15 protein-coding genes are annotated in these 16156 nt (G+C 55.9%); 10 read left to right on the forward strand and 5 right to left on the reverse strand.

From position 1 onward, the window contains the following. The 4 genes from VGU61_RS17995 to VGU61_RS18010 form a co-directional block, all read right to left on the reverse strand. Positions 1-691 (reverse strand): nucleotidyltransferase family protein (locus VGU61_RS17995; RefSeq protein ID WP_326860610.1); only part of this gene is annotated, 691 nt, incomplete at its 3' end. Next, positions 688-1608 carry an HprK-related kinase A gene (locus tag VGU61_RS18000; protein ID WP_326860611.1) on the reverse strand — a complete coding sequence of 307 codons (921 nt, stop codon included), beginning with the start codon at positions 1606-1608 and terminating at the stop codon, positions 688-690. The genes VGU61_RS17995 and VGU61_RS18000, both read right to left, overlap by 4 nt. Further along, positions 1605-1868 (reverse strand): HPr-rel-A system PqqD family peptide chaperone, encoded by a 264-nt coding sequence (locus VGU61_RS18005; RefSeq protein WP_326860612.1) that lies wholly within the window; start codon positions 1866-1868, stop codon positions 1605-1607. Before VGU61_RS18005 ends, VGU61_RS18000 begins: the two co-directional genes overlap by 4 nt. Before the next feature lie 97 nt (positions 1869-1965). Beyond that, positions 1966-2190 carry a hypothetical protein gene (locus VGU61_RS18010; RefSeq protein WP_326860613.1) on the reverse strand — a complete coding sequence of 75 codons (225 nt, stop codon included), beginning with the start codon at positions 2188-2190 and terminating at the stop codon, positions 1966-1968. A gap of 772 nt (positions 2191-2962) precedes the next feature. On the opposite strand from VGU61_RS18010, the gene VGU61_RS18015 reads away from it, so the two are divergent. Continuing rightward, on the forward strand, positions 2963-3814 hold the full coding sequence (locus VGU61_RS18015; RefSeq protein WP_326860615.1) for a serine protease: 852 nt from the start codon (positions 2963-2965) through the stop codon (positions 3812-3814). Positions 3815-3955: 141 nt separating this feature from the next. Here VGU61_RS18015 and VGU61_RS18020 read toward each other — a convergent pair whose 3' ends face one another. Beyond that, on the reverse strand, positions 3956-4495 hold the full coding sequence (locus tag VGU61_RS18020) for an XrtA/PEP-CTERM system exopolysaccharide export protein (RefSeq protein WP_326860625.1): 540 nt from the start codon (positions 4493-4495) through the stop codon (positions 3956-3958). Positions 4496-5032: 537 nt separating this feature from the next. Here VGU61_RS18020 and VGU61_RS18025 point away from each other — a divergent pair. The 9 genes from VGU61_RS18025 to xrtA form a co-directional block, all read left to right on the forward strand. Continuing rightward, positions 5033-6565, forward strand: coding sequence for an XrtA system polysaccharide chain length determinant (locus tag VGU61_RS18025; protein ID WP_326860616.1), 1533 nt, complete (start codon positions 5033-5035; stop codon positions 6563-6565). Positions 6566-6688: 123 nt separating this feature from the next. Continuing rightward, positions 6689-7591, forward strand: coding sequence for an XrtA-associated tyrosine autokinase (locus tag VGU61_RS18030; protein WP_326860617.1), 903 nt, complete (start codon positions 6689-6691; stop codon positions 7589-7591). Continuing rightward, positions 7572-9194 carry a TIGR03016 family PEP-CTERM system-associated outer membrane protein gene (locus VGU61_RS18035; RefSeq protein ID WP_326860618.1) on the forward strand — a complete coding sequence of 541 codons (1623 nt, stop codon included), beginning with the start codon at positions 7572-7574 and terminating at the stop codon, positions 9192-9194. Before VGU61_RS18030 ends, VGU61_RS18035 begins: the two co-directional genes overlap by 20 nt. 16 nt (positions 9195-9210) lie before the next feature. Then, positions 9211-10224 (forward strand): XrtA/PEP-CTERM system-associated ATPase, encoded by a 1014-nt coding sequence (locus VGU61_RS18040; protein WP_326860619.1) that lies wholly within the window; start codon positions 9211-9213, stop codon positions 10222-10224. Continuing rightward, positions 10221-11381, forward strand: a complete 1161-nt coding sequence (gene wecB, locus VGU61_RS18045; protein ID WP_326860620.1) for a non-hydrolyzing UDP-N-acetylglucosamine 2-epimerase — start codon at positions 10221-10223, stop codon at positions 11379-11381. The genes VGU61_RS18040 and wecB overlap by 4 nt, the downstream gene beginning before the upstream one ends. Before the next feature lie 41 nt (positions 11382-11422). Continuing rightward, positions 11423-12271, forward strand: a complete 849-nt coding sequence (locus VGU61_RS18050) for an XrtA system polysaccharide deacetylase (protein ID WP_326860621.1) — start codon at positions 11423-11425, stop codon at positions 12269-12271. After that, complete coding sequence (locus VGU61_RS18055; RefSeq protein ID WP_326860622.1) at positions 12268-13347, forward strand: FemAB family XrtA/PEP-CTERM system-associated protein; 1080 nt, start codon at positions 12268-12270, stop codon at positions 13345-13347. Before VGU61_RS18050 ends, VGU61_RS18055 begins: the two co-directional genes overlap by 4 nt. 25 nt (positions 13348-13372) lie before the next feature. Further along, positions 13373-14581 carry a TIGR03087 family PEP-CTERM/XrtA system glycosyltransferase gene (locus tag VGU61_RS18060; protein WP_326860623.1) on the forward strand — a complete coding sequence of 403 codons (1209 nt, stop codon included), beginning with the start codon at positions 13373-13375 and terminating at the stop codon, positions 14579-14581. A gap of 33 nt (positions 14582-14614) precedes the next feature. Beyond that, on the forward strand, positions 14615-16156 hold a 1542-nt coding region (xrtA, locus tag VGU61_RS18065; RefSeq protein ID WP_326860624.1), incomplete at its 3' end, for an exosortase A.

Consider the following 16156-nt stretch of genomic DNA (forward strand, 5'->3'; position numbering starts at 1 on the left):
GTAGAGCATTATCGAATTCGCCGTCATGGAACAGATGCACTGCGCTATGCAGCACCATATCTACCGGCGACAGCACGAATACCTCTTTATCGTCATCGACCGACACGGCCGCTGCTAGCAGCTTTCCGGCATCGGGATGTACTGGTGCTGTCTCGGGAACAATAGCATGATGCACATCGATCGACGTCAGGCGTTTGATGTGCTGCATCGGCGGCAGTTCATGCATCCATTTACGGTAATAGCGCTGATCATATTCATCCTGGTGCATGCTGGCCCAACCATGCATCATCAAGGCGGCCTCGACGGCATTCAGCCTGTTTTTCGGCACCAGGATATCAATGTCGGAAAATACGCGGCCTCGTGCGGCAGGCAAATCAGCCAGGACATAGGCAGCCCCCTTCAGCAGGATAAGCGGCACATCCAGATCTGCCAACGCCTCCCGAATAAACCGCACCTCCCACCGCACCGCTTCGGTATGACGGACAGCCGCAACCCATGACCACTCGAGATGCTCACGCGCTTGCACGGGTACCGCGTCAAGCAATCCCTGTTCATCGAGCAGCGCGTGCAAGGAGGCGAGGACATTCCCTCTCCTTGCCTGACGGATCAGCAGACTCCATTCCGGGAGCCGGAAAGCGATGATTGAATGCGGCTCCCGGAATGCCTTCAGGATCAACGCGTCCGGCTTCACGAAATCGGGGTCGCAGGTTGAAGCGACGCGAATATGTCTACAGCGTCATCCAGATCGCTGTAGGTGAATTCGAAACAGCGAGAGCGGTCCACCACGCGAGCGAGCGTCTCGAAGCCACGGGTTCCCAGCGCGCTGTAATTGAAAGCATTCTCTGCGACCCGCATGAATGCACGGGTTCGTGGCAATTCGTCGAGACGCGCAGGCATCCCGCTTTCCCACTTCGGAAAGATTACCCATCCCGGTAACGCGAATTCGGCTGCCCGGTGCACGCTCTCCACAGGCGGCTTCAGATGCGCGACCGTACCTTTCATGGTGTCGGTTACGGGACGGCTGAAAATCCCATCTGAAACGTAGTTGCCGATAATATCGATGGACTGGTTTTTCAGACTCACCGGCCTTGCAAGCGGCGCGATCCTGCCGTCACTGGTTCGGATCAGCGCCAGTTCGTCCGATAACAGCCGCCACCCTCGATGGATGAGTGCAGCGCACAGTGTGCTCTTGCCCGATCCTGGCGGCGCCGGCAGTATCGCTGCATGCCCCCCCTTTTCGATGACCGCCGCGTGAATGATCAAATACCGATTTGCGTGGCTGGATACACACCAGTTGAGTCCCCATTCCAGCATCGGGAACGCTTGTTCAAGGGGAAGCGGTTTGAATGGACTTTTGCCGTCAAACTTGAAAAGCACTTGGGGTTTAAACCATCGGCGCACGGATGCAGGACGCTCAAGGCTGACGTGAAAATCAGCGAAATCGTTTTGAACGGCTAAACGATGGTCTGCATAAAGCAGCGCAATGCCTTCGGCGACACTTCTGATTGAAGTGCGGATATGGGTAATGAATGCCCCGGTTTCCAGGAAAACGCCAGTCGACTCCAGTCTGGCGGCAAGTTCGCCGGGGAATAACGAAGAGGGAGTCAAAATCGGATGGGCTCTACCAGTGAAAGCGCCTGCATATCGAATAGCGCCGCTTCAATTTCGTCCAAAAACGCCGCATCAATGTCACAGCGCCACTTGCCGGATAACAACTGCGCCAACGATAGCACATCGGACGCGGCGGACTGCAGCGCAAACAATAGGTCTGCGGCCCGCTTATTCAAGATATGGGTATCGCCGGAAAGCGGGTTATACACGACAAACTCGTCATTCCAGCAGCGGGTTTTCAGGTCGCTGCCATTCATGATTTGCCACTGCATTGTAGGTAACCGATGAGTTTGATTGGCCAACAAGAACATGCCAACGGTTTCAGGGAGTGCCGCCGGCACTCCCTACGGCACATTATCCTTGCGTCAGCTGAAGATAGTCGACGATCTGGGCTGCGTCCCATCTGACTCCGGCGGTAGGTTCAAAATAGCCTCTCGAACTCCACTCGGAAAACATGGACTGGATACGCTGAACCGTCAGAAAGGACGTCCACCCTGCCATGGCATTCAGATACGAAGCGACCAGATGCATGCCGAGATTGTGCGAGTCGAAAGTCTGATGTGAAAGCAACTCGAACATTGTCACTTTTGCATAAGGCGAACCGCGCGGGCAAGTGAACACGCTACTGAATTTGCAAGTTGTCCGGTTTGAAATAGGCCATTTGGTGTGATTCTTCCAGTACCCCGGAGAGCGGCCTTGGCAGATTGGCGCAGGTCCATGCGTGCTTAGATTGCCGGACAAAAACCCGGATGGGGATTTACAGACTTCCGTTCCCAAAACCGGACGACTGGCAAGTGTAATCAGCACCCCGGAGGCCGCGAGCCCCGACTTCCCAAAACGGCGCCGCGACGCACTTTTCGGTCCATGGTAACCGCCCGAATCTTCGGTCAACTGAATGTTGACGTCATTGTCACTTGGCCCACTGGTCGTCATTTAAGGTCCCGTCCCACCATTAACGTTCAAATGCGCAACAAACGCGCGATGTATACAACGCAAGCAAAACACGTTCCACACATTTCAAATCAACAACAGTTTGCATAAACAATTGATTTTCAACATATATTACGGAGGTGATTTTCCTTATGTCAACACAACCCCATCAAATGTAAGCTTTCCCGACAAATTCTGTGTATATGGTATTAGTTCAGCGCTCGTGATGACTGTCCGTGTACCTTGCACAGCAGACATTGCATGAAGTAACGCATTTTAGCGTGCAAGTGATGTTTCGCTAACAAAGTTTAATACTTTCCTTTTTCTCCTCCATTAACTTTCCCTACGGTTAGTTGCATTTTGAACTATATTTATCGGTTCTGCCATCTGACAAAGCCGTTAGCCCGCCGGCATTAAAACCATGAGAAGAACGCACTTCCGTCCGTATGCCTCGCATAAATCTATCCTCTGCGGCACAGGGTTGTGCAGCACCGCTGCCATAAGGTTTAGCGCCCTTGCCGTTTTGGCCGTCGTTTGCAATCCGCTCTTCCTCTCGTCGGCGAAGGCCGACAATGCGCCCAAGACGATTGCGCAGCTCAAACCTTCCGTCGTGGCAATCGCCACCCTACACAAGACCCGCGTCCCGGCAATGAAATTCATTGGTACAGGCTTCATTGTGGGAGACGGCCAAACCATTATTACCAACGCCCACGTCGTGCAAGCAGTGGGTGTTACGGATAGCGGCGAAATACTAGGTGTAGTTACCGGCAACGGCACCGTGACCGATTTTCGTGAAGCGAAATTGATCAACCAGGACACTGAAAGGGATCTCGCACAGTTGCGGCATGACGGCCCTGCGCTTCCACCGCTTAAGATTGGAAACTCCGACAGCGCGCGTGAAGGCCAATCGCTCCTTTTCACCGGCTTTCCGCTCGGGATGGTTTTAGGTTTTCATCATGTCACTCATCGCGCGATGATTTCATCCATCACTCCCGTGGCGATTCCCGCGGCCAGTTCCCGAAACCTGAATGCAAAACTGGTAAAGCAATTACGCGCAACACCCTATTACGTGTTCCAGTTAGACGGAACCGCCTATCCGGGCAATAGCGGAAGCCCTTTGTACGATGCCGACTCAGGGGAAGTCTTCGGCGTCATCAACAAGGTGTTTATCAAGGAAACCAAGGAGGCGGCGATATCACAACCCAGTGGAATCACCTACGCCATTCCAAGCAAATACATTCTCGAACTGCTGGAGCGGAAGAAGAACGATTGAGCATCTTCGCCTGCCGGAGGGTCAAACGCGTGCTTCACCACTATGCCGCTTGCAACTCCAGGTTTGCAAGCGGCCGACAGCAACGAGCGCTTTCGCATTCTTGCCTAAGCGGCGCGCCGGCTTGGCGCAACGATAGATTCGTTAGAAAAAGCTTTCGGGAATGATCAGCACATCGCCTGGACGGACCGGCATGTTTGCGGAAATATCGCCGCTTTTAATCAAGTCGTTCAGACGCACGGCAATTTTTTGCTGCTTGCCATCGACGGTGCGAACGATGTTCGCGCGATTGCCGGCGGCAAATTCGGCAAGACCTCCGACTGCGATCAGCACATCCATCAGCGACATTCCCTGCCGATACGGCAGCGCCTGCGGTTTTGACGCCTGGCCGATGACACGTATCTGCTCGGTATAGGGCCCGACAAAGCTGGTTACCGTTACGGTCACGACGGGCTGCTGAATATATTTGCTTAGGATCTGCTCAATCTCGCGCGCAAGTTGTGTGGGCGTCTTGCCCATTGCAGGAAGATCCTCGACGAGCGGCATCGTTATCCTCCCATCCGGCCTGACGGGAATCGTTTGAGACACCTCCGGGTTACGCCACACATTGATATTGATCGTATCCCCTGGTCCCAAAAGATACTCGTGCTTAGGCTCTCCCGGTTTTGCAGCCATTTCCGGCATTTCGGTATTCGTTGCGCAAGCGCTCAGCAGACCTATCGAACAGATGGCGACGAGGTACTTGATACCTTGCACCGCCTTTGAATTCTGGATTTTCACTTTTTTCACCCTTAAGTTATGAAACGCATTTCACAACTGGGAATGCGTTCGAATTAATTTTGTTGAAAGGCTCCCATGGTCGTCATCGGGATTCCGAGTGACCAAAGTTATTTTATAGGAAACATACCTGCAAGAAATGAAAGTTTAATCTGGAAGCATATGTACAAACCGACCAAGCTGAGCAAAAGAAATTGCAGGTAAGAAATAATTTCGAGCAGGTGCGATGCCTATCGTTTCCATGCGGAAACTTAATGTCGCAAATTCCGAGAAAGTTGCTGGTGTTTAAGATTGCATGCCCGAAAATGCAGGATTAATCTTTGCCAAACGACAAGAAATTGAAGTATATATAGGTATAATTTCTGCCACTCAACGACAGATAGTTACTCTGGTAGCTACCGCTATGGAAGCGACCGGCCTACCGCACAGGGAGAATCTCAAGGCATGGAACAACTGATCAACCAGGTGCTTTCCGCCGTCAAGGGAATCTGGAAGTACCGCTGGTATTCATTGGCCGTCTCCTGGATTGCCGCCATAGCAGGCTTCGCTGTCGTGTACGTGATGCCGAACAACTATCAGACGTCCGCCAGAGTCTTCGTCGATACGGAATCGATCCTGAAGCCGTTATTGGCCGGCATGACAACCATTCCCGATCTCGAACAGCAAGTCTCCATCATGAGCAAAACATTGCTCAGCAGGCCGAATGTCGAGCGGGTGATGCGCATGGTCGATTTGGACATCAATGCCAAATCGGTCAAGGAAAAAGAGGCCACGATCACCAATCTGATGAATCAGATCAAGATTACCGGCACGTCCAGCAACGACATCTACAGCATTTCCTATAGCAATGCCGACCCCCGGCTGGCCAAAAACGTCGTGCAGTCTCTTCTCACGATTTTTATCGAAGGCAGTTTCGGCGACAAGATGCAAGGCTCCGCGAACGCCGTTCGTTTCATCGACGAGCAAATCAAGCAGTATGAGGAGAAACTGCTGACGGCAGAAAGCGCCATCAAGGATTTCAAACTGAAGCATGCCGCTCTGACTGGACGCGAAGGCGAGTTTGGCAGCAAGCTTGTACAACTGGAAGAACAACTCAACCAGGCTCGCCTCGAGCTTAGCGAAGCAGAAGAAGCACGTAATTCCATCAAGCGGGAAATCGCAGGCGAAGAACCGATATTCGACGGCGGTGGCGGTACCGTCATCGCTGCGTCGGCCAATCCCGAACTCGACGACCGGATTCAAACACTTACCAAGACACTCGACTCATTGCGGCTCCAGTTCACCGAGCAGCATCCCGATGTGATTGCCACAAAGCGACTCATCGCGCAACTGGAGGCACGCAAGGCGGAGGAAGCCAAATCAAGTACTGCAAGCAAGTCCGTCGGCAAAAACTACAGCCCTGTGCTCCAGCAACTGAAGGTTGCACTGTCGGACGCTGAAGCAAGAGTCGCATCGATGCGAGCGCGCGTTGTCGAATACTCTGGCCGCGCTGCCCGCCTGAAGGCGCAGGCAAACGCAGTACCCGAGATCGAAGCACAATTCGCCCAGCTTAATCGCGACTACCAAGTCAACAAGAACAATTATGAGAAGCTCATTGCGAGCCGTGATGCCGCAAAGCTGTCCGGGGACCTGAGCGCGACCAGCGAAATGATCTCCTTCCGGATCATCGATCCTCCGACCGTTCCTGCAAAACCAATCGGCCCTAATCGCCCGCTGCTTTTCTCAGCCGCTTTCCTTGTCGCGATCGGGTTGGGAGTGGCTGTCGCTTTTGGCATGAGTCAGATCCGCCCGACTTTTGTGAGCCTGGCGCACCTGCGGGAAGTAACCGGTCTGCAGGTCCTCGGAAGCGTTTCCATGAACTGGACAGAAATCGAAAAGAAGCGCCGAAAGAAAAGCATGTATGCGTTCATGGCTTCTTTCGTCGGCGTCCTCATTTTTTACGCCGGCGGGATGGGACTGCTTCTCCTGAGGACCTAAGGCCTGGCCAACCTGGAATCAGCGACTGATCCCCCAAGCGCGACGCCCATTGACCGTCATCACATTGAATACCCGTCCGACCGCGCCACAAGCAAGGTTCAACGACATGAATCAGGAGGCAAAGTGAGCATTATCGAAAAAGCTGCTGGCAGACTGGCAAAGCCAACGGCCAGCGCGCCGGCGCAAGAACCGGCGCCCGCGCTGCCGATAGATTTTCAGCCCGCCGCTACTGCCCCTGTCGAGCCTGTCCAACCCGCCGAGGCAGTCGGGATTGTCCCGCCCGTGACCCCAGGCAAGTCGAGATCAAGAACCATTGAACTGAATCTGGCAAAGTTGCAGGAAGCCGGCATGGTTACGCCAAATGCAGGCAGAAGCGCCATTGCCGAGGAATTCCGGGCAATCAAGCGCACCCTGATTACACAAGCATTGGAACAACCAGGCAAATCGGCCAAACCGAATAACCTCATCATGGTTACCAGTTCCCTGCCGGGCGAAGGAAAGACATTTTGCGCCGTCAACCTGGCGATCAGCATCGCCATAGAACTGGACCATACGGTACTGCTCGTGGATGCAGACGTCGCGCGCCCATCAATTCTCCGCAATCTCGGCCTCGATCCGGAGCCGGGGCTGATGGACGTCCTTCTTGGAAAAAGCCTTGATGTGGCGGATGTCATGCTCAAGACGAATGTCGACACCTTGAGCATTCTTCCGGCAGGCAGCAGTCATCGTCATGCGACTGAACTGCTTGCAAGCCAGACCATGAGCAAGCTGCTCAACGAACTCGCGACACGCTATCCGGACCGTCTTGTCATCTTCGATTCGCCTCCACTGCTGCTGACCTCGGAAGCACGCGTACTCGCCCAGCAGATGGGTCAGGTCGTCGTGGTCGTCGAAGGTGAAATCACGACACAGAATGCGCTCAAGAATTCTCTCGGTCAGATTGCGGGATGCCAGAACATCAACCTGATCTACAACAAGGCCAAACCGTTTCGAGGCGGCGAACAGTATGGCTATTACTATAGTTAAATCAGGTTCGCGCCATGAACGCCGCGCCCGACGCAAGGCGCGCGTGCATGGCCTCACTATCGCCGCTCCGGTTGTATCGATAACGTCGGCCTTCGGGGTGGCAAGTATCGCCGCCCTATCGTTTTCGTCCCCGGCCCTTGCGGCTGAATGGCGCATCGTCCCAAATCTGGAACTGCGTCAAACGTACACCGACAATGTGAGACTGTCGCCTGCCGGCGCGGAACGATCGGACGCGATAACCGATATATCACCTGGCATAAGCATCACCGGAAGCGGGCCGGGCTTGAAGTTCACGGGGAGATATGCTTTCCAGTACCTCCGCTATGCGCGTGACGCCAAGGACGATAGCAGCTTCCACAAGCTGGACGCCACTACCAACGTGGAATTCATCAAGAATCTGTTTGCGTTCGACGGCACCGCCTCGATAGGCCAGCAAAATCTCTCCCTTCTCGGTCCGCAGGCCACAGACAATTACCTGGTCACCGGCAACAGGACCACGGTGAGGACGGTCAGCGCGAGCCCATATCTTCATCATCATTTCCGCGGACTTGCCTCTGCCGAATTGCGGTACACCCACACGGGCGTCGACACCAGCTCCGACGCGCTGTCGTCGAGCAGCACGGATGGACTGCGCCTGACTGTGAGCAGCGATCCGGCTTTCCGGAACCTGGCGTGGGGATTCAGTCACGATCACCAGAAAATCCGCCCGGCTGATGCTTCGCCGGTGGATCTGTCAGTTACGACCGCCAGCCTGCGCTACATGGTGATGCCCCAATTACATCTGACAGGCGCCCTTGGCTACGATAAATACGACTATGTGGCGGCGGCCAGCGCAGCAGCGCCGGAGGGCACGTTCTATACCGCAGGATTTTCCTGGCGCCCAACCGAACGAACCAGCCTGGCATTCAGTGCCGGAGAACGCTTTTACGGCAAGACCTACTCGCTGAACTCCAGTATCAGGAGCCGCGCATCCTTATGGCGGCTGTCATACGACGAATCCGTTACGACGTCGACATCGGAATTCACGCTCGCCGCCACAACCAGTACCGCTGAATTTCTCAATCAACTCTTTCGTCCCAGCATTCCCGACGACGCGCTGCGCCAACAGGCAGTGGACCGCTTCATCTTAAATACAGGATTGCAGCCCACTCTCTCGCGATCGGTTAATTATCTGAGCAACCAGTTTTTCCTGCAAAAGGCGTTGCGGGCATCGGTAGCAATTACCGGTGCGAGGAACACCCTGTTGTTCACCGCCTATAACCTGGACCGACGGCCTCAATCGGCGGGAGGAGCAGCGATCCTGTTCCCGGGCACGGTGACGGGTGGCATCGGCGAAACCCGGCAGACCGGCCTGAACGCGCTCTGGAATTGGCGGATCGGCACACGGACAAATGCTACGTTCACCGCTGATTTTTCGAAGTCGAAGCTGAATGTGACCGGAACCGAGGACCGCCTCCGGACATACAGGATCGCATTTGCACACCGCATTCAACCCAAACTGGACGGCGTCATCGAGATCAAGCGCGCCGAGCAGGATTCGGACACATTTGCCAACAACTACCACGAGAATGCAATCAGTGCATTCCTGTCAATGAAGTTTTAGCGGAGATACGCATTCGATGTACGAGTCCTATTACAACCTCAGTGCGAAACCGTTCCAGCTAAAGCCGGATCCACGCTTTTTCTTCAGCAGCCGGAATCACAAACGCGCAATGGCCTACCTGCAGTACGGCATATCGCAAGGAGAAGGCTTCATCGTGATCACCGGCGAGGTCGGTGCCGGCAAGACAACGCTTGTGCGCAACCTGTTTCGTGATCTCGATGCACAAAAGATCGTCGCGGCGCAGATCGTCAATACGCATCTGTCCTCCGAAGACACGTTGAAGATGGTAGCGGCGGCGTTCGGTGTGCCGTTTGCGGATGCGAGCAAAGCCGAACTGCTGACACGCATTGAACAGTTTCTGCGCAACTGCGACCGTCAGGGCAAGCGTGCGCTGCTGGTGGTGGACGAGGCCCAGAATCTGAGCACGCAGACTGTCGAAGAGCTGCGGATGCTGTCCAATTTTCAAACGAACGACAACTGTCTGCTCCAAACATTTCTGCTGGGCCAGCCCGAGTTTCGCCATACGCTGCTTGGTGCCGACATGGTTCAGCTGCGGCAGCGCGTCATCGCCTCGTATCATCTAGGCCCGATGGATCCTGACGAGTGCCGCACCTACATCGAACACAGGCTGCATACGGTCGGATGGCAAAACGATCCCAGCCTGCATGCGGACGTCTATACGCGAATTCATTCCTTCACCGGCGGCATCCCGCGGAAGATCAACACCTTATGCGACCGCCTGTTCCTGATGGGTTATCTGGAAGAGATCCATGCATTCGACCTGTCGCATATCGAAGCCGTCATCCGGGACATCGAACAGGAGTTCGATCGGGGCAGCGCGCCGTTTGATGAATCTCCCATGCCGGTCAGTCTCGTGACGCGCCCGGGCGACCTGCAGGAATCCGGCTTTGAACACGTCGTCGAACGCCTCGGAAAAATTGAACGCGCGCTGCAGTCCATCGTCGATGCACTGACCAAGCTGCTCTTTTCTCCAAAAATCAAAAAACCCCAGGAAGAAACGAATCCATGATCACGACTTCGGCCAATTCCGGCAACCGCCACAGCATTCTATGCGTGGTCGGTGCGCGCCCCAATTTCATGAAAATGGCGCCCATCATCGCGGCGCTGAAGAACCTCGCGTCAAAACCGTCGATACAGTTGCTTCACACCGGCCAGCATTACGACGTGGCGATGAACCACCAGTATTTCGAAGCGCTCGGCATACCGGCCCCGGACATCAATCTGGATGTCGGATCGGGCAGCCATGCCGTGCAGACGGCGGAGGTGATGCGTCGCGTGGAACCGGTCATGGACGACCTCAAACCGTCGGCCGTACTGGTTGTCGGTGACGTCAACTCGACGATCGCCTGCGCGCTGGTCGCGGCGAAGAAGGGCATCCAGGTTATTCACGTCGAAGCCGGACTGCGCAGTTTTGATCGGTCGATGCCGGAGGAAATCAACCGCGTGCTGACGGACCAGATCTCCGACCTGCTTTTTACGACCGAACGGAGCGGACGCGACAACCTGCTTCGCGAAGGCATTGATGCGGCGCGCATTCATTTCGTCGGCAACGTGATGATCGACACCCTGCTCGGCAATCTTGAGCGCGCCATCCCGACGCCCCAGATCGTCAGGCGGGCGGACCGACCGGACTTTCCGGGCGCCAGGAACGAATATGCATTGATGACTCTGCATAGGCCGGCCAATGTCGATGATCCGGCCGTGCTGAAGTCCTTGCTCGAAACCGCCCTGACGGTAAGCCGTCGGCTTCCGGTAATTTTTCCGATGCATCCGCGTACGAAATCGATGATCGAAAAGTTCGGTTTTATCGGGTTGCTGAATGTGCCGCAGATGCTGCTGTTGCCGCCGATGGGCTATCTGGAAATGCTTGGACTGATGAAGGATGCGCGTCTTGTCCTCACCGACTCCGGTGGCATCCAGGAAGAAACAACGGCACTCGGGGTCCCTTGCATCACGCTCCGAAATAATACCGAACGCCCGATCACGGTGGATGAAGGAACCAACACGATTGCCGGCACCGATCCGGAAACGATTCTTCGGGTGTTCGACGATGTCATGCGGACCGGAGGAAAAGCCGGCCGGGCCCCGAAATTCTGGGACGGCAAAGCTGCGGTGCGGATTGCGGAAACCATCGAAAAATGGATGGCCGGCGATTTCAGAGCCTGATCCGCGAATACAAGTAAGAACGCAATAAAAAGAAGGCAAACATGTCCGCAAAACCAATCCGCAACGCAATGACGATCGACGTGGAAGACTATTTTCAGGTTTCCGCGTTTGCATCCCATATTCCACGGGAAAGCTGGCCGCATCTCGCCTGCCGTGTCGAGGCCAATATCGACCGAATCCTGACGCTTCTCGATACCGCCGGCATCAAGGCGACATTCTTTACACTGGGCTGGATCGCGGAGCGCTACCCGGCGATGGTGCGGCGGATCGTTGGCCAAGGCCATGAACTTGCCAGCCACGGCTATGCGCATCAACGTGCCTCCGACCAAACCACCGAGGAATTCAGTGACGATGTCGGACGCAGCAAAGCGCTGCTGGAGGACATCGGCGGCCTGCAGGTCCTGGGCTACAGAGCGCCCAGTTTTTCCATCGGCAGCCGCAACCTCTGGGCACTGGACGTTTTGCTGAAAGCCGGTTACCGCTACAGTTCCAGCATCTACCCGATCAATCACGACCACTACGGCATGCCGGATGCGCCGCGGTTCGCGTTCTACCCAAACGGCAAGGAGGGCTTGCTTGAGCTGCCGATTACGACCGTGCGCCTGATGCAAAAGAATTTGCCGGCCGGCGGCGGCGGGTACTTCCGCTTCTTTCCGTATGCAATGTCGCGCTGGCTGATGCGGCAGGTAAACGAGCGCGACGGACAATCGGCGATTTTTTATTTCCATCCCTGGGAGCTCGACCCGGAGCAACCTCGGCAGAAGAATGTGGGGTTCAAAACCCGCTTTCGCCATTACATCAACCTGGACCGGACCGAAACCCGCCTGAGAGCGCTTACCCGTGACTTTCACTGGGGGAGAATGGACCAGGTTTTCTTGGGTGGGCAATGAGCACGGTGATTGAAGCGGTACCTGCACCGCACATGACCGGTCCGCGTACCGCACCGGTCGTCAAACTTATGCAAGCTGGCGATGAATCGCGCTGGGATCGTTTCGTTCTCGAATGCCCGGAAGCGACGTTTTTTCATAGGGCCGGCTGGAAAACGGTCATTGAACGTTCCTTCGGCCACAGGACGTGGTTCCTGTATGCGGAAGCCGAGGGCCGGATCGAAGGCGTATTGTGCCTTGCTGAAATCAAGAGCCGACTCTTCGGACATTCGTTGTCCTCCCTGCCCTTTTGCGTTTACGGCGGGATCGCGGCGCTCAGTGATGCCGCGCGTGACGCGCTCGACCGGCATGCGCAGAATCTTGCCGCCAGTCTGAACGTGGGGCATCTCGAATATCGCAACCAGGAACCGAAACACGCCGACTGGAAAAGCAAGGAACTTTACGTCACCTTCCGCAAGGAGATCCTCACGGACCCGGAGCAGAACATGCTCGCCATCCCGAAAAAACAACGGGCAATGGTTCGCAAAGGTATCAAGGCCGGATTGCAATGCGAGATCGACGACAACGTCGACCGGCTGTTCACCGCCTACGCCACCAGCGTGCATCGGCTGGGCACGCCGGTATTTTCGAAAAGGTATTTCCAGACCCTCAAGGATGTATTCGGCGACGATTGCGAGATCCAGACCATTACCAACCAAGGTCGCATCGTCGCCAGCGTCCTGAGCTTCTACTTCCGCGACCAGGTACTGCCCTACTACGGCGGCGGCATGGATGAGGCGCGCGCAGTGGCCGGCAACGATTTCATGTACTGGGAGCTGATGCGGCGGGCCTGCGAACGCGGATACAAGGTCTTCGATTTCGGGCGCAGCAAGTTGGGAACCGGCGCTTTCGATTTCAAGAAGAACTGGGGATTCGAGCCGCAGGCACTCCACTACGAATACCAGTTGCACCGCTCGACGGAAATGCCGGACAACAATCCGCTCAATCCAAAGTTCCGTTTGTTCGTCAAGATGTGGCAATTCCTGCCGATGCCGGTTGCGACCGCGCTCGGGCCTTACATCGTAAAAAACCTCGGGTGATCGGGTGGAACATCTCCTATACCTTGTGCATCGCATCCCATACCCGCCGAACAAGGGCGACAAGATACGTTCGTATCATCTCCTCAAGCATCTGGCGAAGCGCTATCACGTCCACCTCGGGACCTTCGTGGACGATCCCGATGACTGGCAGCACGTGGAACGGGTCAAGGATTTGTGTGGAGAGAGTCACTTCGCGGCACTGAATCCGCGTACCGCAAAGTTGCGAAGTCTCGGCGCGCTTGCCGGCAACCGCGCACTCAGCATTGACTACTACCGGGATACCACCCTTGATGAATGGGTCGACGGGGTGACGCGCAGGCATGGCATCCAGCGGGTCCTTGTGTTTTCCTCCGCCATGGCGCAATACGCGATGTCGCTGCGCAGCGCACGTAGGGTTATCGACTTCGTGGATATCGATTCCGACAAATGGCGGCAATATGCCGACAACAAGCGGTGGCCCATGAGCTGGCTGTATGCCCGCGAAGCACGCCGGTTGTTGCACTATGAACAGCAGGTCACCCAGGAATTCGATGCGTCGCTTTTCGTGTCGCAACCGGAAGCGGACCTGTTCAAGCGCCTGGCGCCTGCAGTCCAAGACAAGGTCGGGTACTTCAGTAACGGCGTGGATACCGATTATTTCGCGCCGGGACATCAATTCGACAATCCATACGCCGACGACCACGATGTCATGACTTTCACCGGCGCGATGGATTACTGGCCGAATATCGATGCGGTGCAATGGTTCGCCAACGACATTTTTCCGTCGATCCGGCAAGCACATCCTGCCGCGCATTTCTATATCGTCGGCGCGCGTCCCACGGCAGCGGTAACGGCGCTTGCCGAGTTGCCGGGTGTGCATGTGACCGGCACGGTGCCCGATGTACGTCCTTACCTTGCGCACGCCAAACTGACGGTTGCACCGCTGCGGATTGCACGCGGCATTCAGAACAAGGTGCTCGAAGCCATGGCGATGGCCAAGCCGGTCGTGGTATCACCCCAGGCGCTCGAAGGCATCGACGCACTGCCCGGGCGGGAGTTGCTGCTCGCCGGCGATGCACAGTCGTTTGCAGAAACGACGATCAGGCAGTTAACCATGCCGGACAGGACTATTGGTTCCCATGCACGGGAAAAAGTGGTTTCGCGGTATGGTTGGGCAAGCAATTTGTCACGTGTGGACGCACTACTGGAGCCGACGGCGCCTGCGACCCCGACGATGCTTCCCGCCTTTTCCTAAGCCGCCGGACACGATCAACCTGCCATTGCCACTATGCTTGCAACCACAACAACAACCGATTCGCCCGACTTCCTGAAAGTCTGTGCCGTCACGGCTGCGGTGCTGACGGCGGTGTTGATCTACTTTGCCACGGCACGTTCCATCGTCGCCATCTGGAACAGCTCGGACACGTTCGCGCACGGTTACATCATCCTGCCGATTTCGCTCTGGCTGATCTGGAAGCGCAGGAACAGCCTGTCTATTGAGGCAGCCACACCCTGCTGGCCTGCTCTTGCACTGATTGCGGCATGCGGTTTCGGTTGGCTGCTGGCCGATCTCGCGGCAGTCCAGGTCGTGCAGCAATATGCGTTTGTCGCCATGATTCCACTGACGGTTCTGGCGGTGCTTGGGACAACCGTCTCCCGCGCCATGGCCTTTCCGCTGCTGTTTCTCCTTCTTGCCGTCCCTTTCGGCGACGCATTCATCGACCCGCTCATCGAATTTACCGCCGACTTCACCGTTGCAGCTGTCCAGCTCACCGGCATTCCGGTGCTGCGAAATGGCACCCACTTCGAACTTCCGACCGGAAACTGGTCCGTAGTGGAAGCCTGCAGCGGGGTTCGCTACCTGATTTCGTCGATCACGCTGGGCAGCCTGTATGCCTACCTGACGTACCGTTCACGTATGCGCCAGGCAGTCTTCATCCTGCTATCCATCGTCGTTCCCATCCTCGCCAACGGACTGCGTGCTTACATGATCGTCATGATCGGACATTACAGCGGGATGACGCTTGCCGTCGGGATCGACCATCTCGTGTATGGATGGCTCTTCTTCGGCATTGTCATGTTCCTGATGTTCGGTATTGGCAGCCTGTGGAGGGAAGATCGCGACGGGCCTTCCCCATCATCCAGGCAGCCTGCGGCGGCACAGCCTGCAAAGCCAACAAACGGAAAGCATTTTGTCGGGGCTGCGCTCGCGTGCGCCGCCTGTGCAGCCGTCTGGCCCATGTATGCGCATTATATTGATCAGGCCGGACAAGACTCCGCACTTCCCGCATTGAGCAGCTTCAGCGGCACCTGGAAGAAAGCGGATGCATTCACTCAATGGAAACCGCGCTTTTCGAGCCCGAGCGCCTCTTTGTATGACTACTACGAACAGGAATCCAGGAAAGTCGGGCTTGCCGTACTCTATTACCGCGATTCGGGTGACGATGGGAAGCTCATCAGTTCCATCAATCGCCTGGTAGACGAAAAGGATACGGTGTTCCGGCAGGTTGCCGGCGGCATTCGTGAGGAGAACATCGGCGACAAAACACTTGCGCTGCGTGAAGCCGCTATCGACAGCGCGTCGGGGAAGATGCTGGTCTGGCATTGGTACTGGATCGACGGAACGGCGACTGCGAGCAATTACGCCGGGAAGCTGATCCAGGCCAAAGCGAAATTTCTGATGCGCGGAAACGATGGCGCAGCCGTCATGGTGTATGCGCCTTACGATTCAAAACCGGATGAGGCCCGAGCAGCACTGCGCTATTTTTTAACGGCTAACCTGACGGCCATCGAGTCCGCACTTGCCGTGAAATCCGATCAGCTTACCGCC

This window comes from Noviherbaspirillum sp., from assembly GCF_035944575.1.
In the GTDB taxonomy this organism is placed as follows: Bacteria; Pseudomonadota; Gammaproteobacteria; order Burkholderiales; family Burkholderiaceae_D; genus Noviherbaspirillum.